The organism is Paraburkholderia sp. RAU2J (assembly GCF_003634845.1).
Classification (GTDB): Bacteria; Pseudomonadota; Gammaproteobacteria; order Burkholderiales; family Burkholderiaceae; genus Paraburkholderia; species Paraburkholderia fynbosensis.
Genome location: NZ_RBXG01000001.1, coordinates 26,186 through 53,028, shown reverse-complemented (window position 1 = coordinate 53,028; position 26,843 = coordinate 26,186). Strand labels below are relative to the sequence as shown.

Here is a 26,843-nt window from a genome sequence, read left to right as displayed (position 1 = left end):
AGCAAGCATGGCGAACCGGTCGGACCGGCGCTTGCAGATCCTGATATATCCGGCGGCTGCAGTACGAAGCCAGAAGGCCGATGAGGAGCAAGCGCGCAAATTTCCATGATGGCTCGTGCAGCAGCAAGCACATCAGAAGCCGAATGTACGGACGCAGTCGTGACCCTCAAAATGCAAACCGATCTTGCTCATAGGCGAGAGTCCATGTATGGATATAGGCGGTTTCTACAGTGCTATACGCGGCGGTAATTGAGAGACCCATCAGCCCGTCCGACACAACTCGACGATTACACCTCCACAAGATCCGGAGCGGCTCAACGAGTGCCGCCGTGTTCAATTGGACAGCTGTGAATCCTCGTCTCCCATGGTTTTTAGCTATGCGGCGATCCAACTTTTCTAAAGTTGACATTTTTACCGGCGTAGCTGTGAGACATTTAATTCGGTCTACGAATACACACGCCAGATATCGCTGCCGCCTCGAAGCATTCGAAAGAAAAGTGTGACAGGCGACTGGATACCGGAAAATCTACGTACGTCGGATGTTGTATGTCATTGAAAATGGAAAAAGTAATATGCAGCCGCCGTTCGTTTGTTTCCTCGTGTTTAAGGGGGCGTGGAAGTGGTTAGAGCGTTGATTTTTTGTGCATCCGAAAAAAAAGAAAAAACAGGTATGGCGGAAAAAATTGAACGAGGTGATGTAATGAATAACGGCAACCCGTGCACAGAAGGGCATTCCGATATGACCGGTGGGCATTTCGGTACATTGCTGCGCTCCACGGTGTTGTGCTTGACATTGATATCTGCTGCAGCAGGCACTTATGCAGCGCAAGCCGAGCCGAGTTCTTCCCGGGGAGCATCGAGTCCAGCATCTTCGTCTATTCCGGATATGCAAAGCAACAAGCTGCAGCCAGACGCATCAAGACCTGAATTGACGGGTGTTGATACTCAGTCCGGTTCGACAGGGCAGTCGGCAGACGGGGCAGCACTAGGGCTTAATCAATCGGTTCGACTAGCGCTAAATCATTATCCATCTATTGCCGACGCGATCTCCCAGCTCTCGCAGGCAGGCGTCGGCATCGATGTAGCGCGTGCAGGTTACTTCCCCAAGGTGACGACGGGTTTGGGTGGCGGGAATAGCTCTCCTACGGGTAGGGCAAGCACCACATCGGTTGAGATTACCCAGATGATCTATGACTTCAATAAAGTCAAGAGCGCGGTTGGTCAAGCTAGTGCAACTGTGAAGCGCCAACGTGCGGAAGTCTTGAGGGAGATTCAATCGGTTGAAAGACAGACGGCCGAAGCATATGTCAACGTAAGTCGCTATCAAGCGCTTGTCCGCATCGCGGAGGATCAGGTTAGCGCAATGGAGCGAGTGTACGAGATGGCAGAGTTACGTGCGAGTGCCGGCGTTAGCACGCGTTCGGATCCAATCCAGGCTGGTGCGCGGCTTCATGGTGCGCGAGCCAGCTTGGGAGAAATGCGCGCACAAAGCCAGCGTGCTCGACAGCATTTGCATACGCTAATTGGTAGCGAGCTTTCGGCACAGGTCGCTCCCCTCTCCTTGGAACAGGCGTCCGGAAAGTCATTGAGTGTCGATCCGGATACGAATTTGATGCCCGACGTCATGGTTGCCCAGGCGGAGGCAGAAATCTCCCAGAAGCAGCTTGACGCGGCACGCGCAGATCGATTGCCGACGGTTTCCCTTGATTACACGCTAAACAAAAACCTGACGGGTATAAATCCCACCACCTTCGCACGTAATGGTTCGAACCATACCCTAATGGTTACGCTGACATGGAATGCTTTCCAGGGCGGTGCGCTAAACGCGCAAGTTAACGCGGCCAATTATGCGCTTGATGCCGCGCGTTCACGCATAGAGCGAGCTCAGTTAGACAGTATGGACGCGGCGCTCGATTCTCGCGAACAAGCGCTTGGAGCGAAGAATCGGGTAACTGATCTTGCTGCGAGAAAGGCAAGTCTGGAAAGCGCGCGCGATCTCTACCAGGAGCAATACAAGCTTGGTTCGCGGTCCATTCTCGATTTGCTCAGTACCGAGGAAGAGTTTTTTCAGGCCGCCTCGGATGAAACGCAGGTTCAGCACGATTACTGGATTGGCGTGGTTGATTACGTAGCTGCGACGGGCGCTGGAAACGAATTCTATGGTATCTGCGCGGATGCTGCACCAGGTTTGGAGGGGAATCGATGATGGACACTCGTCTATTACAGCAGCGATGGCTCGACGCCATGCTGGTTGTGGCAAGTCACTATCGACTGGGTGTTTCCGAAGAGACTGTTCGGATAGGCTTGGTGTGGCAGGAGGGAGCCGCAGAAGAAAATCTACTCGTTGGAATGGCTAGACGAGTCGGCCTCTCGCTCAGGTTCTTGCCAACGGAGCAAGCCAAACTGGATGCGTGGAATCTTCCCGCCGTGGTTGAGCTGAACGACGGCATGGTATGCGTTATGACGTCGATCGACGGTAGTGGGCGAGTGACGTCGACTGTCAGTGGCGAAGGAGGCGTTCGCACAATTTTGCATATCGACGCATTGAATGAAAAGGTGCGGCGCGTTGCTATTCTGCGACCTTTGCAGTCGGCGCCGGATATTCGCGTAGATGATTATGTGAAACCGTACCAGAAGAGCTGGTTTTGGGGAATCGCTCTCAAGGAGTGGCCGCGGTATGTTGACGTAATGGTCGCGTCGCTAGTTGCCAATCTCCTCGCGCTCGCCGGTGTCTTATTTTCGACGCAGGTGTACGACCGTGTGATTCCGGCTCAATCGGAAGCAACTCTATGGGTGCTTTTCAGTGGCGTTTTGTTGGCTATTGCATTTGAGTTTGTCTTGCGCCTGGCGCGCGCGCGCATCTCGGATTTGACGGGTAAGCGAGCAGATCTGAAGATCACGGATGTTGTGTTCGGGCACGCCTTGCGTATCCGTAACGAAGCTCGGCCACGTTCCACGGGTTCCTTCATTGCCCAACTACGTGAACTGGAGCAGGTACGCGAGTTGATGACCTCTACGACCGTCGGCGCAGCAGCCGATCTTCCTTTCTTTTTTCTGTTCCTGGTGGTTATGTGGTTAGTGGCGGGACAGTTGGTGTTTGTCACGCTGGCTGCAGTTCCACTGCTGGTTATACCCGGTCTGCTCGTTCAGCGTCCGTTAGCCAGACTCTCCAATGAGGGGACGCGTGAATCTGCATTGCGAAATGCAATGTTGGTGGAGACGGTCCAGGGAATTGAAGATATAAAGCTGCTCCGCGCGGAGGAAAAATTCCAAAGTCAATGGAATGAAGTGAACGCGGTCTCCGCTTCGGTGAGTATGAAGCAGAGATCCATCGTCAATTTGCTAATGACCTGGACGCAGGAGGTTCAGAGTATTGTCTATGCCGTCATGCTGCTGATCGGCAGTTTCATGGTTATGAAAGGCGATATGACGACAGGCACTCTCGTTGGGGCCTCTCTGTTGTCGTCGCGAATGATCTCTCCTCTTGCTCAACTTTCTGGTGTCTTCGCGCGTTGGCAGCAGGCAAAGGTGGCGCGTAAGGGGCTGGATGAACTGATGGAGCGGCCGGTGGATCAAGCGACGCATGAGCGCCTTGTTCATCGCCCGTCCATTGCTGGGAACTACACCCTCGATCGAGTGAGTTTCAAGTATGGAAAGGACGATCGTGCTCCGACCCTCACGGTGCCGCGCCTGGAAATTCGCGCAGGAGAGAAGATTGCCTTGCTGGGGCGCATGGGTGCGGGTAAGTCGACTCTCCTTCAAGTGCTCGCTGGCCTTCGGTCACCACAGGAAGGGGACGTCATTCTGGATGGTACGCAACTCAGGCTTATTGATCCTGCGGATGTGCGTCGTGATATGGCATTGCTTGGCCAACGAGCGCAACTCTTTTACGGAACCATACGTGAGAATTTAAAACTTGGAGCGCCAATGGCCTCGGATGAAATGGTCGCGGCTGCAATGCAGATGGTGGGCGTGTTGCCGTTTGTTCAGTCTCGTCCCAAGGGACTCGATGAGCTTATTCTTGAAGGTGGGGCGAGTCTTTCTGGTGGCCAGCGTCAATCACTTCTACTTGCGCGGACGCTGTTGTGCGACTCGCAAATCGTTTTACTGGATGAGCCAACCTCCAGCTTTGACGAAGGTAGTGAGCGCCATGTTATTCAATCGATGAAAAGTTGGCTTGGATCTCGAACGCTCGTGATTGCAACTCATCGGATGCCGGTTTTGGAACTGGTCGACAGAATCATTGTGCTCGATGGTGGTCGCGTAGTGATGGACGGTTCCAAAGACCAAGTTATTGGAGCGCTATCTCGATGAAATTAGATGACATTGATCTTGGTGCTGCCGAAAAGGCGGGTTCTGGTCGAAGAGGGGGAGTCGCCGGACCAGAGAAATTGCTCGAAGGATCTGTAAAGAGCGATTCGAAAACGTTTTTTAGCAGAACGCCAATTTCATCAACTCCGCCGCGGGAAAGCCGTATTACGTGGATCATTGCTCTGATGGTCGTTGTCTTTCTTGGGTGGGCGGCGATCTTCAGGTTGGACGAAGTCTCGAGTGGTGTCGGGAAGGTCATTCCGAGCTCGAAGGAGCAGGTCATCCAATCGCAGGAGGGTGGAATACTGGTGGAGTTGCACGTTAGAGAGGGAGATATCGTACAGGCGGGACAAGTCATTGCTCAACTCGATCGTACGCGCTACGAGGCGACGGTCGAAGAGAGTGCGTCGAAGCTACGGGCAGCCGCGGCAACCGCTGCGCGACTCACAGCCGAGGTCAACGGAACGGCCCTCGTTTTCCCGCCTGATGTTGCGCTGGATAAGGATCTGGTGCTCAGCGAAACTTCATTGTTCCAATCGCGGCAAAAGGCTTTGAATTCAACGCTGTCGGATTTGAGCCGGTCGATAGATCTGATCAGGCGTGAGCTTGATATGACTCTGCCTCTTGTTACTAAAGGGGCTGCTAGTGATGTAGAGGTACTTCGATTGAAGCGTCAGATTGCGGATCTGGAAGGCAAGCAAAACGATGCGCGCAACGACTACTACGTTAAGGCCCGTGAGGAATTGGCAAGGGCGAACGCCGAGGTCGATGCGCAGCGATCCGTTACTCGAGGCAGAGAGGATAGTCTTACGCATTTAACGTTCAAATCGCCTGTCAGGGGAGTGGTCAAGAATATCGCGGTGACCACTCATGGCGGTGTTGTCGCTCCTGGGGGTGAACTCATGACGATTGTTCCAATGGATGAGAAGCTTCTTGTCGAGGCGCGGATTTCTCCACGTGATGTGGCATTCATTCATCCCGGCCAGGAGGCAATGGTCAAGATAACGGCGTACGACTATTCAATCTACGGTGGTTTGCGCGGGAAGGTGACCGTCATTTCGCCGGATACGATTCAGGACGAGGTGAAGCGCGACGTCTATTACTACCGGGTCTATATACGGACCGACGCCGACCACCTGGTGAACCGGAAGGGAAAGATATTTCCCATCGTGCCTGGCATGGTGGCTACTGTAGACATACGTACAGGAAGCAAGACGGTGCTGGAGTACCTCATAAAGCCGTTGAATCGGGCGCGCGAGGCCCTTCGTGAGAGATAGGCTCTGGCCTGGGAGGCTGGCATTTTGGCCGAGAATATCTCCGAAAGTTTGTGGTGATGTCGCACGATGCGACTGAGCTGAATTCAGTCGGGTTCGGAAGCAGAGATTCTCTTCAGTGAATCAGACTAAATCTGCCCGTCAGTGGTTGATTTATCGTGCTGGCGGAGAGTGATGAAGAGGACGTCACCGTAGCGGTGGTGTCCTACCGTAATAGTAAGGAGTCCATTATGACTCAGGAAGAGAAGGTAATTCATGCCGACGTCGGTCGGTTCGGTCGAGCCGGCCCGACAGGTCGCGATGGCCACAGCCTAACGACATCGTCGGGCGGTTGCGCAAGTTCACGCCCAATGAGTTCTATCGCGTTACGTGCAGTGACCGATTAGGGCGTGAACCCTTATCGTTCAATCGACGTCCGTCGTGTCTTATTGGCAAGCGGAGCGAATTCTCGGATGAGGCGGAGTGTGGGAAGGCACTTTTAGAAGAATTGCGATTTAAGTGTGGCAGTGGTCCGTGCAGAATCGCCGGTAGTGCCTCAAATCTTATGCCGATAGCCGGTAGATCTGCGTTGTTGGTGCCCTGTTACCTTTAGGAAGGTGTGGAACATGTCTGAAAATATCACCATTGTTGACAAAAAGTCACATGCGCAAACGTATCTGACTACGTCCGATGTCAAGCTGGTTTCTCCGTCGGTAGTCGAACTGCCATTGCGGCGCGTCGAGATCAAGTCAATTGCGCGCAGCGGGGATGCTCTCGTCATCAACACCGTGTCTGGCGAAGTGATCGTAATTCACGGGTTTTTTAATACTGTTGGAAATGTTCATAGTGACCTCGTGCTGCAGAGTGACGATGGTCTGTGGCTGCTCGACGAATCGTCGTTGGGTGCAGCGCATCCTGAGGGCGTATTCTCGTCGATCGACACGGTAGAGCCGCTGTTGCTTCACGACGATTCGGGTCTGGGCGCGTTGGCGATGATTCTGGGTGGTCTGGGTATTGCGGGTGGGGCGATTGGCCTCGCTGCCAGTAGTGGTGGTGATTCAGACAAGCCGGCAAGCACCAAGGTAGATTCGCCGACGATGTCGCTCACACAGGGGCACGACGGTTCACTTGTGGCCACGGGTCATGCAATACCTGGTCATACGGTGACGGTCACTTGGCCTGATGGCAGCAAGTCGAATGCAGTGGCGGATGCCTCGGGCAACTACTCGGTGTCGACGGACGTGCCGCAGTCGAGCGGCACGGTGGAGGCGGTCGCGACCGATCCGGCGGGCCATGTGAGTGGTCCGACGGATGTGAACTACACGGACACGAACCCGCCGCAGGCGCCGGTGGTGAACGTGACGCCGAACGCCGATGGTGGCCTGACGGTGGGCGGTACGGCCGAGCCGGGCTCGACCGTGACGGTGACCTATCCGGACGGCAGCACGGTCTCGACCGTGGCGGACGGTTCGGGCAACTACTCGGTGTCGACGGACGAGCCGCAGACGAGCGGCACGGTGGAAGTGGTCGCAACCGATCCGGCGGGCAACGCGAGTGATCCGACGGACGTGAACTACACGGACACGAACCCGCCGCAGGCGCCGGTGGTGAATGTGACGCCGAACGCGGACGGTGGCCTGACGGTTGGGGGCACAGCCGAGCCGGGCTCGACCGTGACGGTGACGTATCCGGACGGCAGCACGGTCTCGACCGTGGCGGACGGCTCGGGTAACTATTCGGTGTCGACAGACGTGCCGCAGACGAGCGGCACGGTGGAAGTGGTCGCCACCGATCCGGCGGGCAACGCGAGTGATCCGACGGACGTGAACTACACGGACACGACCGCGCCGCAGGCGCCGGTGGTCAATGTGACGCCGAACGCCGATGGTGGCGTGACGGTGGGTGGCACGGCCGAGCCGGGCTCGACGGTGACGGTGACCTATCCGGATGGCAGCACGGGCTCGGCCGTGGCCGATGGCTCGGGCAATTACAGTGTGTCGACGGATGTGCCGCAGACGAGCGGCACGGTGGAAGCGGTCGCGACCGATCCGGCAGGCAACGCAAGCGCGCCGACCGATGTGAACTACACGGACACGACCGCGCCGCAGGCGCCGGTGGTGAACGTGACGCCGAACGCCGATGGTGGCGTGACGGTGGGTGGCACGGCCGAGCCGGGCTCGACCGTGACGGTGACCTATCCGGACGGCAGCACGGGCACGACCGTGGCCGATGGCTCGGGCAATTACAGTGTGTCGACGGATGTGCCGCAGACCAGCGGCACGGTGGAAGCGGTCGCGACCGATCCGGCAGGCAACGCAAGCGCGCCGACGGACGTGAACTACGCGGACACCACGGCGCCTGACGCGCCGCTGGTGAATCTCACGCCGAACGCGGAGGGTGGCCTGACGGTGTCGGGCACGGCCGAAGCTGGCTCGACGGTGACGGTGACCTACCCGGACGGCAGCACGGGCACGACCGTGGCCGATGCATCGGGTCACTACTCGGTGACGACGGATGTGCCACAGACGGAAGGCACGGTGGAAGCGGTGGCCACCGACAAGGCGGGCAATACCAGCGCACCGACCGATGTCGATTATGGTGATACGACGCCGCCGCAGGCGCCGGTGGTGAATGTCGCGCCGAACGCGGACGGTGGCCTGACGGTGTCGGGCACGGCCGAAGCTGGCTCGACCGTGACGGTGACGTATCCGGACGGCAGCACGGGCACGGCCGTGGCCGATGGCTCGGGCAATTACTCGGTGTCGACGGATGTGCCGCAGACCAGCGGCACGGTGGAAGCCGTGGCAACGGACCGCTCGGGCAATGAAAGTGCGCCGACGGACGTGGCCTACACGGACACGACCGCGCCGCAGGCGCCGGTGGTGAACGTGACGCCGAACGCCGATGGTGGCCTGACGGTGGGGGGCACGGCCGAGCCGGGCTCGACCGTGACGGTGACCTACCCGGACGGCAGCACGGGCACGGCCGTGGCCGATGGCTCGGGCAATTACTCGGTATCGACGGACGTGCCGCAGACGAGCGGCACGGTGGAAGCGGTCGCGACCGATCCGGCAGGCAACGCAAGCGCGCCGACCGATGTGAACTACACGGACACGACCGCGCCGCAGGCGCCGGTGGTGAACGTGACGCCGAACGCGGAGGGTGGCCTGACGGTGGGTGGCACGGCCGAGCCGGGCTCGACCGTGACGGTGACCTATCCGGATGGCAGCACGGGCACGACCGTGGCCGATGGCTCGGGCAATTACAGTGTGTCGACGGATGTGCCGCAGACGAGCGGCACGGTGGAGGCGGTCGCGACCGATCCGGCAGGCAACGCAAGCGCGCCGACGGACGTGAACTACGCGGACACGACCGCGCCGCAGGCGCCGGTGGTGAACGTGACGCCGAACGCGGACGGTGGCCTGACGGTGTCGGGCACGGCGGAAGCTGGCTCGACGGTGACGGTGACCTACCCGGACGGCAGCACGGGTTCGACCGTGGCGGACGCCTCGGGCAACTACTCGGTGTCGACGGATGTGCCACAGACGGAAGGCACGGTGGAAGCGGTGGCCACCGACAAGGCGGGCAATACCAGCGCACCGACCGATGTCGATTATGGTGATACGACGCCGCCGCAGGCGCCGGTGGTGAATGTCGCGCCGAACGCGGACGGTGGCCTGACGGTGGGTGGTACGGCCGAGCCGGGCTCGACGGTGACGGTGACCTACCCGGACGGCAGCACGGTCTCGACCGTGGCGGACGGCTCGGGCAACTATTCGGTGTCGACGGATGTGCCGCAGACGAGCGGCACGGTGGAAGCCGTGGCAACGGACCGCTCGGGCAATGAAAGTGCGCCGACGGACGTGGCCTACACGGACACGACCGCGCCGCAGGCGCCGGTGGTCAATGTGACGCCGAACGCCGATGGTGGCCTGACGGTGGGTGGCACGGCCGAGCCGGGCTCGACCGTGACGGTGACGTATCCGGACGGCAGCACGGGCACGACCGTGGCCGATGGCTCGGGCAATTACAGTGTGTCGACGGACGTGCCGCAGACGAGCGGCACGGTGGAAGCTGTGGCAACGGACCGCTCGGGCAATGAAAGTGCGCCGACCGATGTGAACTACACGGACACGACCGCGCCGCAGGCGCCGGTGGTGAACGTGACGCCGAACGCCGATGGTGGCCTGACGGTGGGTGGTACGGCCGAGCCGGGCTCGACCGTGACGGTGACGTATCCGGACGGCAGCACGGGCACGACCGTGGCCGATGGCTCGGGCAATTACAGTGTGTCGACGGATGTGCCGCAGACCAGCGGCACGGTGGAGGCGGTCGCGACCGATCCGGCAGGCAACGCAAGCGCGCCGACGGACGTGAACTACGCGGACACCACGGCGCCTGACGCGCCGCTGGTGAATCTCACGCCGAACGCGGAGGGTGGCCTGACGGTGTCGGGCACGGCGGAAGCTGGCTCGACGGTGACGGTGACCTATCCGGACGGCAGCACGGGTTCGACCGTGGCGGACGCCTCGGGCAACTACTCGGTGTCGACGGATGTGCCGCAGACGAGCGGCACGGTGGAAGCGGTCGCGACCGATCCGGCAGGCAACGCAAGCGCGCCGACCGATGTGAACTACACGGACACGACCGCGCCGCAGGCGCCGGTGGTGAACGTGACGCCGAACGCCGATGGTGGCGTGACGGTGGGTGGCACGGCCGAGCCGGGCTCGACCGTGACGGTGACCTATCCGGACGGCAGCACGGGCACGACCGTGGCCGATGGCTCGGGCAATTACAGTGTGTCGACGGATGTGCCGCAGACCAGCGGCACGGTGGAAGCGGTCGCGACCGATCCGGCAGGCAACGCAAGCGCGCCGACGGACGTGGCCTACACGGACACGACCGCGCCGCAGGCGCCGGTGGTGAACGTGACGCCGAACGCGGACGGTGGCCTGACGGTGGGTGGTACGGCCGAGCCGGGCTCGACGGTGACGGTGACCTACCCGGACGGCAGCACGGTCTCGACCGTGGCGGACGGCTCGGGCAACTATTCGGTGTCGACGGATGTGCCGCAGACGAGCGGCACGGTGGAAGCCGTGGCAACGGACCGCTCGGGCAATGAAAGTGCGCCGACGGACGTGGCCTACACGGACACGACCGCGCCGCAGGCGCCGGTGGTCAATGTGACGCCGAACGCCGATGGTGGCCTGACGGTGGGTGGCACGGCCGAGCCGGGCTCGACCGTGACGGTGACGTATCCGGACGGCAGCACGGGCACGACCGTGGCCGATGGCTCGGGCAATTACAGTGTGTCGACGGACGTGCCGCAGACGAGCGGCACGGTGGAGGCGGTCGCGACCGATCCGGCAGGCAACGCAAGCGCGCCGACCGATGTGAACTACACGGACACGACCGCGCCGCAGGCGCCGGTGGTGAACGTGACGCCGAACGCGGACGGTGGCCTGACGGTGGGTGGTACGGCCGAGCCGGGCTCGACGGTGACGGTGACCTATCCGGATGGCAGCACGGGCTCGACCGTGGCGGACGGCTCGGGCAACTATTCGGTGTCGACGGATGTGCCGCAGACGAGCGGCACGGTGGAGGCGGTCGCGACCGATCCGGCAGGCAACGCAAGCGCGCCGACGGACGTGAACTACGCGGACACCACGGCGCCTGACGCGCCGCTGGTGAATCTCACGCCGAACGCCGATGGTGGCCTGACGGTGTCGGGCACGGCGGAAGCTGGCTCGACGGTGACGGTGACCTATCCGGACGGCAGCACGGGTTCGACCGTGGCGGACGCCTCGGGCAACTACTCGGTGTCGACGGACGTGCCGCAGACGGAAGGCACGGTGGAAGCGGTGGCCACCGACAAGGCGGGCAATACCAGCGCACCGACCGATGTCGATTATGGTGATACGACGCCGCCGCAGGCGCCGGTGGTGAATGTCGCGCCGAACGCGGACGGTGGCCTGACGGTGTCGGGCACGGCCGAAGCTGGCTCGACCGTGACGGTGACGTATCCGGACGGCAGCACGGGCACGACCGTGGCCGATGGCTCGGGCAATTACAGTGTATCGACGGATGTGCCGCAGACGAGCGGCACGGTGGAAGCCGTGGCAACGGACCGCTCGGGCAATGAAAGTGCGCCGACGGACGTGGCCTACACGGACACGACCGCGCCGCAGGCGCCGGTGGTGAACGTGACGCCGAACGCCGATGGTGGCCTGACGGTGGGTGGCACGGCCGAGCCGGGCTCGACGGTGACGGTGACCTACCCGGACGGCAGCACGGTCTCGACCGTGGCGGACGGCTCGGGCAACTATTCGGTGTCGACGGATGTGCCGCAGACGAGCGGCACGGTGGAAGCGGTCGCGACCGATCCGGCAGGCAACGCAAGCGCGCCGACGGACGTGAACTACACGGACACGACCGCGCCGCAGGCGCCGGTGGTGAACGTGACGCCGAACGCCGATGGTGGCCTGACGGTGGGTGGCACGGCCGAGCCGGGCTCGACCGTGACGGTGACGTATCCGGACGGCAGCACGGGCTCGACCGTGGCCGATGGCTCGGGCAACTACTCGGTGTCGACGGACGTACCGCAGACGAGTGGCACGGTGGAAGCCGTGGCAAAGGACGCCGCGGGCAATACCAGCGCGCCGACCGATGTGAATTACACGGACACGACCGCGCCGCAGGCGCCGGTGGTCAATGTGACGCCGAACGCCGATGGTGGCCTGACGGTGGGTGGCACGGCCGAGCCGGGCTCGACCGTGACGGTGACCTATCCGGACGGCAGCACGGGCTCGACCGTGGCGGACGCTTCGGGCAACTACTCGGTGTCGACGGATGTGCCGCAGACGAGCGGCACGGTGGAGGCGGTCGCGACCGATCCGGCAGGCAACGCAAGCGCGCCGACGGACGTGAACTACGCGGACACCACGGCGCCTGACGCGCCGCTGGTGAATCTCACGCCGAACGCGGAGGGTGGCCTGACGGTGTCGGGCACGGCCGAAGCTGGCTCGACGGTGACGGTGACCTACCCGGACGGCAGCACGGGTTCGACCGTGGCGGACGCCTCGGGCAACTACTCGGTGTCGACGGATGTGCCGCAGACGGAAGGCACGGTGGAAGCGGTGGCCACCGACAAGGCGGGCAATACCAGCGCACCGACCGATGTCGATTATGGTGATACGACGCCGCCGCAGGCGCCGGTGGTGAATGTCGCGCCGAACGCGGACGGTGGCCTGACGGTGTCGGGCACGGCCGAAGCTGGCTCGACCGTGACGGTGACCTATCCGGACGGCAGCACGGGCACGACCGTGGCCGATGGCTCGGGCAATTACTCGGTGTCGACGGACGTTCCGCAGACGAGCGGCACGGTGGAAGCCGTGGCAACGGACCGCTCGGGCAATGAAAGTGCGCCGACGGACGTGGCCTACACGGACACGACCGCGCCGCAGGCGCCGGTGGTGAACGTGACGCCGAACGCCGATGGTGGCCTGACGGTGGGTGGCACGGCCGAGCCGGGCTCGACGGTGACGGTGACCTACCCGGACGGCAGCACGGTCTCGACCGTGGCGGACGGCTCGGGCAACTATTCGGTGTCGACGGATGTGCCGCAGACGAGCGGCACGGTGGAAGCGGTCGCGACCGATCCGGCAGGCAACGCAAGCGCGCCGACGGACGTGAACTACACGGACACGACCGCGCCGCAGGCGCCGGTGGTGAACGTGACGCCGAACGCCGATGGTGGCCTGACGGTGGGTGGCACGGCCGAGCCGGGCTCGACCGTGACGGTGACGTATCCGGACGGCAGCACGGGCTCGACCGTGGCCGATGGCTCGGGCAACTACTCGGTGTCGACGGACGTACCGCAGACGAGTGGCACGGTGGAAGCCGTGGCAAAGGACGCCGCGGGCAATACCAGCGCGCCGACCGATGTGAATTACACGGACACGACCGCGCCGCAGGCGCCGGTGGTCAATGTGACGCCGAACGCCGATGGTGGCCTGACGGTGGGTGGCACGGCCGAGCCGGGCTCGACCGTGACGGTGACCTATCCGGACGGCAGCACGGGCTCGACCGTGGCGGACGCTTCGGGCAACTACTCGGTGTCGACGGATGTGCCGCAGACGAGCGGCACGGTGGAGGCGGTCGCGACCGATCCGGCAGGCAACGCAAGCGCGCCGACGGACGTGAACTACGCGGACACCACGGCGCCTGACGCGCCGCTGGTGAATCTCACGCCGAACGCGGAGGGTGGCCTGACGGTGTCGGGCACGGCCGAAGCTGGCTCGACGGTGACGGTGACCTACCCGGACGGCAGCACGGGTTCGACCGTGGCGGACGCCTCGGGCAACTACTCGGTGTCGACGGATGTGCCGCAGACGGAAGGCACGGTGGAAGCGGTGGCCACCGACAAGGCGGGCAATACCAGCGCACCGACCGATGTCGATTATGGTGATACGACGCCGCCGCAGGCGCCGGTGGTGAATGTCGCGCCGAACGCGGACGGTGGCCTGACGGTGTCGGGCACGGCCGAAGCTGGCTCGACCGTGACGGTGACCTATCCGGACGGCAGCACGGGCACGACCGTGGCCGATGGCTCGGGCAATTACTCGGTGTCGACGGACGTTCCGCAGACGAGCGGCACGGTGGAAGCCGTGGCAACGGACCGCTCGGGCAATGAAAGTGCGCCGACGGACGTGGCCTACACGGACACGACCGCGCCGCAGGCGCCGGTGGTGAACGTGACGCCGAACGCGGACGGTGGCCTGACGGTGGGTGGCACGGCCGAGCCGGGCTCGACGGTGACGGTGACGTATCCGGATGGCAGCACGGGCACGACCGTGGCCGACGGCTCGGGCAATTACAGTGTGTCGACGGATGTGCCGCAGACCAGCGGCACGGTGGAGGCGGTCGCGACCGATCCGGCAGGCAACGCAAGCGCGCCGACGGACGTGAACTACGCGGACACCACTGCGCCTGACGCGCCGCTGGTGAATCTCACGCCGAACGCGGAGGGTGGCCTGACGGTGTCGGGCACGGCGGAAGCTGGCTCGACGGTGACGGTGACCTACCCGGACGGCAGCACGGGCTCGACCGTGGCGGACGCCTCGGGCAATTATTCGGTGTCGACGGATGTGCCGCAGACGAGCGGCACGGTGGAAGCGGTCGCGACCGATCCGGCAGGCAACGCAAGCGCGCCGACGGACGTGGCCTACACGGACACGACCGCGCCGCAGGCGCCGGTGGTGAACGTGACGCCGAACGCCGATGGTGGCCTGACGGTGGGTGGCACGGCCGAGCCGGGCTCGACGGTGACGGTGACCTACCCGGATGGCAGCACGGGCTCGACCGTGGCGGACGGCTCGGGCAACTATTCGGTGTCGACGGATGTGCCGCAGACGAGCGGCACGGTGGAGGCGGTCGCGACCGATCCGGCAGGCAACGCAAGCGCGCCGACGGACGTGAACTACGCGGACACCACTGCGCCTGACGCGCCGCTGGTGAATCTCACGCCGAACGCGGAGGGTGGCCCGACGGTGTCGGGCACGGCCGAAGCTGGCTCGACGGTGACGGTGACCTACCCGGACGGCAGCACGGGCTCGACCGTGGCCGATGGCTCGGGCAATTACAGTGTGTCGACGGATGTGCCGCAAACGAGCGGCACGGTGGAAGCGGTCGCGACCGATCCGGCAGGCAACGCAAGCGCGCCGACGGACGTGGCCTACACGGACACGACCGCGCCGCAGGCGCCGGTGGTGAATGTCGCGCCGAACGCGGATGGTGGCCTGACGGTGTCGGGCACGGCCGAAGCTGGCTCGACCGTGACGGTGACCTATCCGGACGGCAGCACGGGCACGACCGTGGCCGATGGCTCGGGCAATTACAGTGTGTCGACGGATGTGCCGCAGACGAGCGGCACGGTGGAAGCGGTCGCGACCGATCCGGCAGGCAACGCAAGCGCGCCGACGGACGTGAACTACGCGGACACCACGGCGCCTGACGCGCCGCTGGTGAATCTCACGCCGAACGCGGATGGTGGCCTGACGGTGTCGGGCACGGCCGAAGCTGGCTCGACCGTGACGGTGACGTATCCGGACGGCAGCACGGGCACGACCGTGGCCGATGGCTCGGGCAATTACAGTGTGTCGACGGATGTGCCGCAGACGAGCGGCACGGTGGAAGCGGTCGCGACCGATGCGGCAGGCAATTCCAGCCAGCCGACGGACGTGGACTACGCGGACACGACGCCGCCGACTTTCCAGACGTTCTCGATCGACCTGATCACAGCGAGCGACAACGGTGTGAGTTCTACCGACAACATTACGAGTGTTGTTACACCGACCTTTACCGGTACGGTGACGGGGTTGTCGGCTACGGATGCGACGCAGGCGGCCGCAGGGAAGATCACCGTCATGTTGTTTGACGACAAGAACAACGACGGTGTGTTTGATACGGGCGACGTTGCCTATGCGACCGACGTTGCGCTCACGATGAACGGCACCACGGGTACCTTCAACGTGACACTGCCGTCCATGTTCGACGGCACGTACAACATGAAGGCCGTACTGGTCGATGCGTCGGGCAATATGTCGGCCGTCGGTTTGCTGGATAACAATGCGAATGCCGCATTGGTGATCGATACAGTTGGTACGCCTTCTACCTCGGCCACTTTGCAGTCCAATGACGGCCTCGGTTATGCTGTATCGTCAGCGGGCGATGTCAACGGTGACGGCTACGAGGACTTCATTGTCTCGGCGCCACATTTGCAAATCGGTACTCACGCGACCTGGAGCTCGGACATTTACGTGCTGTACGGCAGTTCGAACGGCGTGCCGAGCCTGTCGTCGATCGACAATCTCACCGCAGACCAGGGAATGCATATTATCCTTACGTCAGCCAATGGGGGAACGACCTATGATCAGGGCGACCAGGGCTATACCGTCGTGAATCTCGGCGATATCAATGGCGACGGATACGATGACATTGGCCTCGCAAATACGCTTAACGACCGCGTCTATATCGTATTTGGACGTGGAGGCGATTCGACGGCTACCATCGATCTTGCTTCGTTTGAGACGAACGGGTCACCCGACGGCTTTTTCATCAAAAACGGCAACGACGGCGGATGGTTCGGCAACGCCATGTCCGGCGGCGACATTAATGGCGACGGTTACAGCGATGTGATCATCGGCTCGCTCGACGGCCTGGGCAACGGCAACTATTACGTCCTGTACGGTCATGCTGGAGATCCGGGCTCGTCGAGTTGGAGCAACCTGGTTGCGTACACCGATGGTCTGTATTTGGCCACCGGCCCCAACAGCAATGGCAAGGGTGCGGAGATAACCAACCAGACGATCGTGAACAGCACAGCACCGGGCTATGCCGATTCGGACCTGGGATCGGTGGTGGCCGTGATCGGCGACGTCAACGGCGATGGTTACAACGACTACATCGTTAGTCAACCGCTTGCCGATCCGGCGACGGGCGGTACGAACTCCGGGCAGGTCTGGCTGATGTTCGGTAGCGCAAATGGCCTCGGGACCGACTTCGATTTGAAGAACCTGACGCCTTCGCAAGGCATCCAGCTCACCGGTACCCAGGTTGGCGAATGGTTGGGCGGGTCTACCCGTTCGGGCGGCGCAGCTGGATGGTATGGCGACGCGTGGTATGGCCAGTCGCAGACGATGAACAGTGTTGGCGACATTAACGGCGATGGTATTGAAGACTTTGCGATCGGTTCGCCCGGTTGGAACGGGGCTGGCGCTGGATATAACGCCCCGGGTCGTGTGTACGTGATCTATGGCAAGGCTGACGGCGATACCTGGTCGAATGTGGACCTGAGCCAGCTGGATGGCTCGAATGGTTTCATTCTCTATAGCAGCAGCAATACCACGACGACCAACAACCAGATGGGCTTTAGCATCGCCTCGGCTGGCGACGTCAACGGCGACGGTATTGACGACTTCCTGATTGGCGCACCGGGCGCGGATAGTCCCGGGGCGACGAACAGCGGAGCCGTGTATCTCGTGTACGGTGAGGCTGGTGGGGCAGGCTTTCTGGCGAACACCGATATCGACGCCCTGGTCGCGAGCGGTCAGGCGGTCAAATACACGGGAGCGAACGCGAACGACTTTGCAGGTACGGGCGTGGCAGGTGGTGACTGGAACGGTGACGGTATTTCCGACTATGCCTACGGGATTTGGGAAAGCGATACCGGCGCAGTGAATGGCGGTGCGTACAACGTCTATACCGGCTCGATTGCCAAGCTGACGCAAAGCTTCACGGTAGGCGACGACGAACTGTACGCAGGTAACACTAGTCCGAATGCGGCCGCGATCGTGAACGGCGTGGACATCATCAGCGGCGGCCAGGGTAACGATGTGATTCACGGCATCGGCACCGACACGACAGGCACGACCGCGCTGAATGTCCAGCACGACGTGGCCATGGGCGGAGCAGGTAACGACACGATCGGTATCGTCGGCACCAACTTCACCCGTGTCGATGGCGGTCTCGGCATCGATACGATGAAGTTCGAGGCGTCCGGTCTGTCGCTTAACCTGGCCGACTACGGTACGCGGGTCAAGGGTATCGAGAACTTCGACCTGGGTAACTCCGGGCAAGGTACGGGTGGCAATGCGCTCAGCCTGAAGCTCACGGACGTATTGAACATGCCCGATTCGCTCAGCTCGACGGTGCACATGACGATCAGCGGCGATAGCAGCTCGTCGGTGACGCTGGCTGAAGGTACTGGTACGGGTTCGGCGCAATGGCAGGTTACTGGCACGACGACGGTGAACAATGTCGCCTACGACGTGTATCACAATACCTCCATGGGCTCGAACACCGTGGCTGACCTGCTGATCCAGCACGGCATCCAGGTGCACTGACGCCAGGCGCGGACAGTCGGATGGGCGAGAGCCCTGACGACTGTCCATAGTCTGGAAAATCAAGGCGATGCAGCGTTCGCGCGCATCGCCTTTTTCACATTTGAGTCGACGTACCCTGGAAATTCGAAAAGCTGTGGGGAGAAATATGATGCTCTACCATCACCTGGACGCCTCGATCGATACGCTTCGGGTCGCGGTGGTGACGCCAACACGAAATCGCGAGTTACTTATCGGGCAGACAATCCGGTATTTTCATGCGCAGAGAAATCCGTTTCGAGCGCTGCGCTGGTTTGTACTTGATGATAGTGATGAAGCCAGCCGCCACGAATACTTTTGTACAGGTGATAGAGACGTAAGTTATTCATGGGTGAGTAACGTCCAACCGTTGGGTGCCAAACGCAATTGGCTCAACGATTCGGCAAAAGAGTGGGGTGCGGATATCATCTGTAGCATGGATGACGATGACTGGTACGGCCCGGACTACCTTTATGACATGGCTACCTTGCTATTGCAGAATGAAGCCTGTTTTGCGGGCTCAGGAGCGGACTGGTATTTCGAACCACGTGGACAACGCGTGTTGTTCGTACCGGCAGTGCGTGAGCATATGAGCTGCAACGCGGTCCTTTGCTACAAGGCGCATGTGCTCGATTCGCGACGTTACGACGAGCACGCACGTTTCGGTGAGGAGCCTGCATTTATTTGCCAGGATCGTATTCTTCAGCACCCTGACATTAAAAATGTACACCTTGCTTTGATGGGGCCGCACAACACGGTGACCAAGCGAGGTTATTTGAAGGCCCCCGACCTCCACACCTCGTTCAGTTTGGAAGACTTTCCAATGGAAGAACAGGATCGCAATTTTTATCGTTCGTTGATGCACAAAAGTGCGTCAAGTTCGCTGCGTCCAGAATAGTTTCCGTTTTGGCGTAGGCCGACGTGTGACATTGCCGGAGGCGAGCAGCTCTGTGATCGGGATACCCTCGTCGATGACATGGGCGGGTACCGGCGCCTGCATCAGTGTTCGCAGTTCTTACCTCTCGTTGGCCACGTGATACGCCGCTCTACCATAAGCCCGGCGTGCAGTCCCGGCCGATCATCCCACAATGCGGGATGATCGGCCGCCTGCTCCTCTCGCACCGTAGGGCAGCTTCTGCCGACATCGCCCTCTACGGCGCGCCTTAACATTCATCTCAAAATACTGTATAAATATACAGTAGCGTCGATTGCCTTATGCCTTGCTCAATGCCGGGCAGGGCGGAGCATTCCCTATTCAAAGAGCGTGTCTATGGCAGCAGCGATTCAGCTTGCGACGACCACGCTGTCGTCGCAATTGCGGCGTCAGGTGTGGCAGGGCAACGAGCTTGCCGAATCGGCCTCGCGCGTGATTTCCAGCGGCTATGCCACCCTGGATCGGTTGTTGCCGGGACAAGGCTGGTCGGCAGGGGGGCTGACGGAATTACTGATCGAGCATTGTGGTGTAGGAGAAATACGCTTGCTGGCCCATTCACTTCGCCAGCTTACGATGCAGACCGAACGGCATGTCCTGTTCGTGTCGCCTCCCTATCAGCCGTGTGCCGGGGCATTGAGGGCTTGGGGTATCGATGTCGGGCGCGTCTTATGGGTACGCTCGAATGAAGATCAGGCGCTGTGGGCCGCCACTCAGGCATTGAAGCAGGACGGCATCGGCGCGGTTCTGGTGTGGCTGCCGAATGCGCGTGCCGATAAGGTCCGGCGCCTGCAAGTGGCGGCTCAGGAGTCCACATCGCTGGCATTTTTGGTCCGGCCTGTCGAGGCGGCCGCGCAATCTTCACCCGCGCCATTGCGAATGATCTGCGCGCCGCTCCTGCCGGCCAATGCGCAGACGATCAACCGTCGCCAATGGCTGCAGGAGATTGGCCTGTCGATCGATATCTTCAAGCGTCGCGGACCTCCGCTAGCCGAACCTCTCCGTCTCGTTCTGCCTTTACAAAGCGCCTTGTTGCCGGAAAAAGGAATCGGCCGCCCTCAAGGAGCAGAGGTCAAATATGTTATGGATCGCAGTCACATTGCCACTCTTGTCGCTGGAAGCGGTGAAGCCTCTCGCGCCGCTTCCGGATGGTTTTCCCGCGAAACCGAATCGGTGTGAACCGTGCGACGGCGAGGCAAGCCAGCCGCAAGCCGCGGCAGGTGTCGCCGAGCGCCGCTGTTATGCATTGGCCGATCACGCGCACGTTCTGATGCCGGACCTGGATGCATTGCGTGCCGGGGTGCATGCGGGCCATTCGCGCTCGTACGCATTGGCGCTGGCGCCAGGACTCAAGCTGCTGGCCGTCGACGCTACCCGCGAAACTCAGGCATTCGAAGCCATGGCACTTGCGTTGCTGACCTACACGCCGAAAGTATCGCTCGCCGACGCGCACACGCTGTTGCTGGAAGTCGGTTCCGGCTTGAGGTTGTTCGGCGGCTTGCGCACGTTGTTGTCGCGCGTGCTGGCCACGGTGAAGGAGTTCGGCTATACGGCGCGCATCGCCTGTGCGCCGACCGCGTGGGGCGCGTGGCTATTGGCGCAGGCACGTTGCGCCCGGCAGGGGCGTCGCTGGCATGTGATCAAGGAGACGTCGCTCGCGCATGTGCTCGATGGTTTGTCCGTGTCGCTGCTGCCGGTGGCGCCGGCGCATCGCGATGCGTTCGCGCACGTCGGCTGCGCGACGCTGGCCGATTTGCGTCGTTTGCCGCGCTCGGGCGTCGTGCGGCGTTTCGGCAGCGGGATTTTAGACCTGCTCGCGCAGGCGTACGGCACGCGCGCCGACCCGCGTGAAGCGTTTCGTGCGCCGGCGTCGTTTCATGCACAACTGGAGTTGCCGTCGCGAGTCGATAACGCCGATGCGTTGTTATTCGCCGCGCGTCGACTGATCGTGCAATTGGCCGGCTGGTTGAGCGCGCATCATGCGGCGCTCAGCGGTTACACGTTGCTGCTCGAGCATGAATTGGCCTCCCGTCATGCCCCGAAGACATCGAGTCTGAAGGTCGCGTGGGCGATTCCGTCGCGCGATGCCGAGCATCTGATCTGGCTGTTGCGGGAAAAATTGAATCAGACCGTTCTGGTGGCGCCCGTCATCGAGTTGAAGCTGGTCGCTGATCAGATCGGCGAATATGCCGGGAAGTCGGACACGTTATTCCCCATGCCCGAATCGGATGGCGATTCGATTGCGCGTCTGCTCGAGCGCTTGAGCGCGAGGTTGGGACCGGAGAACGTGTTGCAGATGTCGGTGCAGGACGACCATCGCCCTGAGCGGGCAATGCGCGTCGATGCGTACGAGGCGCAGGCGTTTTCACGCAAGAAGCGCTCGCCCGTGAAGGGACGGACAAAAGTCAAAGCGGATAAGACCTGGCTAACCGATGAGTTGCGGCACGCTGCCGGAGAGGCGGGGCGCGCAGACGGTGAAGCGTCGGGGCAAGCAACCCAGGCAACCCCAGGCACATCCGAATCGAAGCATCCTGAAATCGCGCTTTCATCCATGGGCCAACCAGACGACGCTCAGTCATCGCTCGATCTGCCCGATAGCGCGTTGCCTGCGCAGCCTCGTCCGCTCTGGATGCTCGACAAGCCGCTACGCCTGATGATGCGCGACCAGCGGCCGATCTATCGCCGGCCGCTGACAATGCTCACACGTACCGAGAGGATTGAAGCGGGGTGGTGGGACGGCAATATCGTCGAGCGTGATTACTACGTCGCGGCCGACGATCGTGGCCAGATGTTCTGGGTGTATCGCGAGCGGATCAAGGGCGAGTGGTATTTGCAGGGTTTGTTCGGCTGAGCATCATGACCCCTTCCGAGCTCCAGCCATCCTGCCTTGCGCAGCAGGCCTCCGCGGCCCACTTGCCGGCGTATGCAGAGTTGCACTGCCTGACCAATTTCTCCTTCCTGCGTGGCGCCTCGCATCCGCAGGAACTCGTCGAGCAGGCCATGTCGCGCGGCTACAGCGCACTCGCTATCACCGACGAATGCTCGCTCGCGGGCGTCGTGCGTGCCCACACGAGGCTGAGGGAAATCAGACAGGAACGGGAGCGCCAGCAGACGGAGCGTGAGGAGAAGGCCCGGGCGGCGCAAGCGGAAGCACCTTCAGACGACGCGGCAACGGCCTCGGCCTCGCCAGAGAAACCCCCAGAAAACGAGCCATTAAAACCCATTCCCCACCTGATCATCGGCAGCGAACTCAACCTGAGCGACGATACCGGCGAGCCTTTCTGTACGCTGGTCGCACTAGCCATCGACCGCAACGGTTACGGCAACCTGTCCGAACTGATCACGTTGGCGCGCTCGCGCGCGGACAAAGGCAGCTACCGCCTCGGTCCTTCCGACTTCACCGATTCGTTGCCTCATCTGACGCATCTGAAGGGTCTGCCCGATTGCGTGCTGATACTCGTGCCGCAGCGGAGGGCGACGCTGTCGCACACACTGCGTTGCGCGCACTGGCTCGCATCGTTCGCGGCTGATCGCGCGTGGATCGCACTCGAACTGTGGCAAACCGGCAGCGACGACCTTCAGATCGACGCGTTGCGAATGATTTCAAAGGCGAGCGGCTTGCCACTGGTCGCGGCAGGTGGCGTGCTGATGCATACCCGCTCGCGCAAGCCGCTCCAGGACACGATGACCGCCATCGGCCTCGTCAAACCGCTCTCGGCCTGCGGCCACGCGCTCGAGGCGAATGCGGAGCGGCACATGCGCACGCGCCAGCGGCTCGGCAAACTGTATCCGCGCGATACGCTCGAAGAAACGCTGCATATCGCCGCGCTATGCCATTTTTCGCTCGACGATCTCGCCTACGAGTACCCTCAGGAACTGGTTCCCGCCGGCGAGTTGCCGTCGAGCCATCTGCGCAAGCTGGTAATGGCCGGTGCAATGGAGCGCTGGCCGGGCGGCATGGACCTGAAGCGCATCCAGCAGATCGAGACCGAGCTGGCATTGATCGCCGATCTGAAATACGAGAAGTATTTTCTGACGGTGCACGATATCGTGAGTTTTGCCCGCTCCCGAAACATCCTATGCCAGGGGCGAGGGTCGGCGGCGAACTCGATCGTCTGCTACTGCCTGCATGTGACCGAGATCGATCCGGTGCGGATGAACATGCTGATCGAGCGATTCATCTCGCGCGCCCGCAAGGAGCCGCCCGATATCGACGTCGACTTCGAGCATCAGCGCCGCGAAGAGGTGATTCAATATATCTACACGAAATACGGACGTCATCGGGCCGCGCTGACGGCATCGCTGATCACGTATCACGCGCGCAGCGCATTGAAGGACGTCGGCAAGGCGCTGGGTCTCGAGGTGTCGTTGATCGAGCGGATCAGCAAGTCGCAGCAATGGTGGGACGGTCCGGATGCGGTCGCCCGATATCTGGCCGAAGCGGGCTTCGACGCCCACTCGCACATCACGCAGCGTCTGATTCAACTGACTCAGGAGTTGCGCAGTTTTCCGCGTCACCTGTCGCAACATGTCGGCGGCTTCGTGATCGCGAAAGACAAGCTGTCGCGGCTCGTGCCGATCGAAAACGCGACGATGAAAGACCGCAGCGTGATCGAATGGGACAAGGACGATATCGATGCGCTCAAGCTGCTGAAAGTCGACGTGCTCGCGCTCGGCATGTTGTCGGCGATTCGGCGCGCGCTGGAATTCGTCGCGTTAAGACGCGGCTTTCCGACATTCAGGGTGCAAGATATTCCGCGCGAGGATCGCGCCGTCTACGAGATGTGCGGCCATGCCGACACGATCGGCGTGTTCCAGATCGAATCGCGCGCTCAGCAAAGCATGCTGCCGCGCCTGAAACCGGACAAGTACTACGATCTCGTGATCGAAGTGGCGATCGTGCGGCCGGGGCCGATTCAGGGCGGCATGGTGCATCCTTATCTGCGTCGCAAGCAGGGCCTCGAACCGATCGACTACGCGAAGGACGAGTTGCGGCCCGTGCTCGAACGCACGCTCGGCGTGCCGATTTTCCAGGAACAGGTCATGCACCTGGCGATGGTTGCGGCGGAATACACCGGTGAGCAGGCCGATCAGTTGCGGCGCGCGATGGCCGCATGGCGGCGCAGCGGCAACCTCGCGAAGTATCAGAAGGATTTGAGCGACCGCATGCTCAAGCGCGGCTACGAGCAGGAATTTATCGAGCGCATCTGCAACCAGATCGAAGGTTTCGGCGAGTATGGTTTTCCGGAGAGTCATGCGGCGAGCTTCGCGTTGCTCGTCTATCTCAGCGCGTGGTTGAAGCGCTATGAGCCGGCTGCTTTCCTGGCCGGTTTGCTGAACAGCCAGCCGTTGGGATTTTATTCGCCGTCGCAACTCGTGCAGGATGCGAAGCGCCACGGCGTCAAGGTATTGCCGCCCGACGTGACGCTGAGCGACTGGGAGTCGACCTTCGAGCGGCCCGATGAGCAAGGGCGGCGGATTTCCCCGGACGAGACCTGCTTGCATCGTCAGTACGCCGTACTGTCCGGGCAGCAGTTGCGCGATCTGTCTTTGCGGCGCCTGACGGTGAGCCGGACGATCCGGCGCGCGGCAAAGCGCTTGACCGCTCGCGTGTTTCAACCGTCGAACACATATGGCGCGCGCGGCCCGGCGGTGCGCATCGGCATGCAGCTGATCAAGGGACTCGCGCAAGGGGCCGCCGAGCGCATCATGGCCGCCCGCCACGACGCGCCGTTTACCGACGTCGACGATCTGGCGCGGCGCGCGGCCTTGACGCGGCGCGATCTCGAAGCGCTGGCGGCGGCCAATGCGCTCGTCAGTATCGCGGGCCATCGGCGCGAAGCGTGGTGGGCCGTGACCGCGCAGCACACGGTACCGAAGCTGCTGCGCGATGCGCCGATCGCCGAAGCGCCGCTGGCGTTGCCGCGCGCAACGGAAAGCCGCGAGATCGTCGACGATTACGGGAGCCTCGGACTCACGCTCAATCGTCATCCGCTCGCGCTGCTGCGTGCGCGCCTCGCGCAGCAGCGCTTTCGCACGGCGGCCGAACTTGCCGCATGCCGGCACGGCACGCTGGCGCGAGCGTGCGGCATCGTCACCGTGCGGCAGCGGCCGGGCACGGCAAACGGCACGGTGTTCGTTTCTCTCGAAGACGAGACCGGTTCGATCAACGTGATCGTCTGGCCGTCGCTGGTGGAAAAGCAGCGCAAGGCGTTGCTGGGCTCATCGCTGCTGGCGGTCTACGGCGTCTTGCAACGCGACGACGGCGTCCTCACGGGCGGGGCCAATGCCGCCAACGTGGGCAGTGATGGCAATGTGATGAGCGCCAACCGCACCGGACAGGCGAAAAAGAACAACCGCGGAGAAGTGGTCCATCTCGTCGCCCATCGTCTGGAGGATTACAGCGAGTGGCTTGGCGAGCTGGCCACGACGAGCCGCGATTTTCATTGAGGGCCGTGGTCAGGGCGCCCATATCCGCCCGCATCCTGACTTGCGTGTTGACCCGATATCAGACGAGTGCCTCGCCGCGCCAAGGAAACGCGGCCAGCACATGCCGAATCGCCGTATCGAACGGGGTGCGGCGGCCGATCCCGAGCGCCTCCAGGCGGTCCGACGCCAGATGGCAATTATGCGGACGAGGCGTCGCATCGGTCGGGGTGGATTGCGGCGTCAGGTGCGCATCGAGCCGCAATGCTTCGGCGAGGCGCACGGCGATCTCATACTTGGTCATCGGTTCGTCGCCCGACCATTGCACGATGCCATTGATCGCTGCGCCGTGCGCATATCGTTCGAGCATTTGCCGGATCACGTACGCGACGTCCGGCGTGAAGGTGGGATAGCGGATCGCCCACGCGTCCATCATGGCGGGCTTGTCGTCCGATGCCGCCGATGCGGCAATCGCCGGCACGAGACTCGTCACCGCCGATTCCGCCCAGCTGACGATCGGGCCATACAGCAGCGGCAAACGCAGCACGCAGCCGAGGTCGGTGGTCTCGGTCAGCGCGCGCTCGCCTTCGAGCTTGCTCCATCCGTACGCGTTGAGCGGCGCGGGCGCGGAGTCGTGCCGATAGGGCGGATGGGTGCCGTCGAACACGTAGTCGGTGGAGATCGACAGGGTCCACGCGCCGCGCCGGTGCGCCGCCGCGGCCAGCGTGCGCACCGCATCGACATTCAGCGCGCGCGCGAGCGCCGGATTGTGCTCGCACACATCCGGCCGGCGCTCGGCCGCGGCTATCACGAGCGCGTCCGGGGCTTCGTGCTCGACGAACTGCTCGACCGCCTGTGCGTCGCGAATATCCAGTGCGACGGTATTCGGAGCCGGCCGGCTGAACGCCGTGGCAACGACCTGCCAGCCGGCTTGCTGCGCCAGTTCGTCGACGAGCGCGCGGCCAACCAGCCCGGAGGCGCCAATAACGGCAACTTTGAACATGA

The 26,843-nt window shown here is 62.3% G+C and carries 9 protein-coding genes; 8 read left to right on the top strand and 1 reads right to left on the bottom strand.

Features of this window, described 5'->3' with window-relative positions; all coding sequences use genetic code 11:
- Positions 1–613: 613 nt before the first annotated feature.
- The 8 genes from B0G69_RS00185 (at position 614) to B0G69_RS00150 (ending at position 25,862) form a co-directional block, all read left to right on the top strand.
- Complete coding sequence (locus B0G69_RS00185; protein ID WP_147440677.1) at positions 614–2,206, top strand: TolC family outer membrane protein; 1,593 nt, start codon at positions 614–616, stop codon at positions 2,204–2,206.
- On the top strand, positions 2,203–4,314 hold the full coding sequence (locus tag B0G69_RS00180; protein ID WP_241991240.1) for a type I secretion system permease/ATPase: 2,112 nt from the start codon (positions 2,203–2,205) through the stop codon (positions 4,312–4,314). Before B0G69_RS00185 ends, B0G69_RS00180 begins: the two co-directional genes overlap by 4 nt.
- The gene (locus B0G69_RS00175; RefSeq protein ID WP_121315136.1) at positions 4,311–5,588 is read left to right on the top strand and encodes an HlyD family type I secretion periplasmic adaptor subunit; all 1,278 of its coding nucleotides are present in this window, start codon (positions 4,311–4,313) and stop codon (positions 5,586–5,588) included. Before B0G69_RS00180 ends, B0G69_RS00175 begins: the two co-directional genes overlap by 4 nt.
- Positions 5,589–6,190: 602 nt before the next feature.
- Entirely contained in the window at positions 6,191–18,466 is a 12,276-nt protein-coding gene (locus B0G69_RS00170; protein ID WP_121315135.1) for an Ig-like domain-containing protein, read from the top strand.
- A 145-nt stretch (positions 18,467–18,611) separates the two neighbouring features.
- Positions 18,612–19,379 (top strand): glycosyltransferase family A protein, encoded by a 768-nt coding sequence (locus B0G69_RS00165; RefSeq protein ID WP_158608912.1) that lies wholly within the window; start codon positions 18,612–18,614, stop codon positions 19,377–19,379.
- A gap of 372 nt (positions 19,380–19,751) precedes the next feature.
- Positions 19,752–20,591: a translesion DNA synthesis-associated protein ImuA gene (imuA, locus tag B0G69_RS00160; RefSeq protein ID WP_121315133.1), complete on the top strand. Its 840-nt coding sequence runs from the start codon at positions 19,752–19,754 to the stop codon at positions 20,589–20,591.
- The gene (locus tag B0G69_RS00155; RefSeq protein ID WP_121315132.1) at positions 20,491–22,263 is read left to right on the top strand and encodes a DNA polymerase Y family protein; all 1,773 of its coding nucleotides are present in this window, start codon (positions 20,491–20,493) and stop codon (positions 22,261–22,263) included. Before imuA ends, B0G69_RS00155 begins: the two co-directional genes overlap by 101 nt.
- A gap of 5 nt (positions 22,264–22,268) precedes the next feature.
- Positions 22,269–25,862: an error-prone DNA polymerase gene (locus B0G69_RS00150; RefSeq protein WP_121315131.1), complete on the top strand. Its 3,594-nt coding sequence runs from the start codon at positions 22,269–22,271 to the stop codon at positions 25,860–25,862.
- A gap of 58 nt (positions 25,863–25,920) precedes the next feature.
- On the opposite strand, the gene B0G69_RS00145 is transcribed toward B0G69_RS00150, so the two are convergent.
- Positions 25,921–26,841 carry an SDR family oxidoreductase gene (locus B0G69_RS00145; RefSeq protein WP_121315130.1) on the bottom strand — a complete coding sequence of 307 codons (921 nt, stop codon included), beginning with the start codon at positions 26,839–26,841 and terminating at the stop codon, positions 25,921–25,923.
- Between the last annotated feature and the right edge of the window lie 2 nt (positions 26,842–26,843).

What these genes read in the sequence shown, in the direction of transcription:
- B0G69_RS00180 (WP_241991240.1), top strand. Translation starts at nt 2,203, where the DNA reads ATGATGGACACTCGTCTATTACAGCAGCGATGGCTCGACGCCATGCTG.
- B0G69_RS00175 (WP_121315136.1), top strand. Translation starts at nt 4,311, where the DNA reads ATGAAATTAGATGACATTGATCTTGGTGCTGCCGAAAAGGCGGGTTCT.
- B0G69_RS00170 (WP_121315135.1), top strand. Translation starts at nt 6,191, where the DNA reads ATGTCTGAAAATATCACCATTGTTGACAAAAAGTCACATGCGCAAACG.
- B0G69_RS00165 (WP_158608912.1), top strand. Translation starts at nt 18,612, where the DNA reads ATGATGCTCTACCATCACCTGGACGCCTCGATCGATACGCTTCGGGTC.
- imuA (WP_121315133.1), top strand. Translation starts at nt 19,752, where the DNA reads ATGGCAGCAGCGATTCAGCTTGCGACGACCACGCTGTCGTCGCAATTG.
- B0G69_RS00155 (WP_121315132.1), top strand. Translation starts at nt 20,491, where the DNA reads ATGTTATGGATCGCAGTCACATTGCCACTCTTGTCGCTGGAAGCGGTG.
- B0G69_RS00150 (WP_121315131.1), top strand. Translation starts at nt 22,269, where the DNA reads ATGACCCCTTCCGAGCTCCAGCCATCCTGCCTTGCGCAGCAGGCCTCC.
- B0G69_RS00145 (WP_121315130.1), bottom strand. Translation starts at nt 26,841, where the DNA reads ATGTTCAAAGTTGCCGTTATTGGCGCCTCCGGGCTGGTTGGCCGCGCG.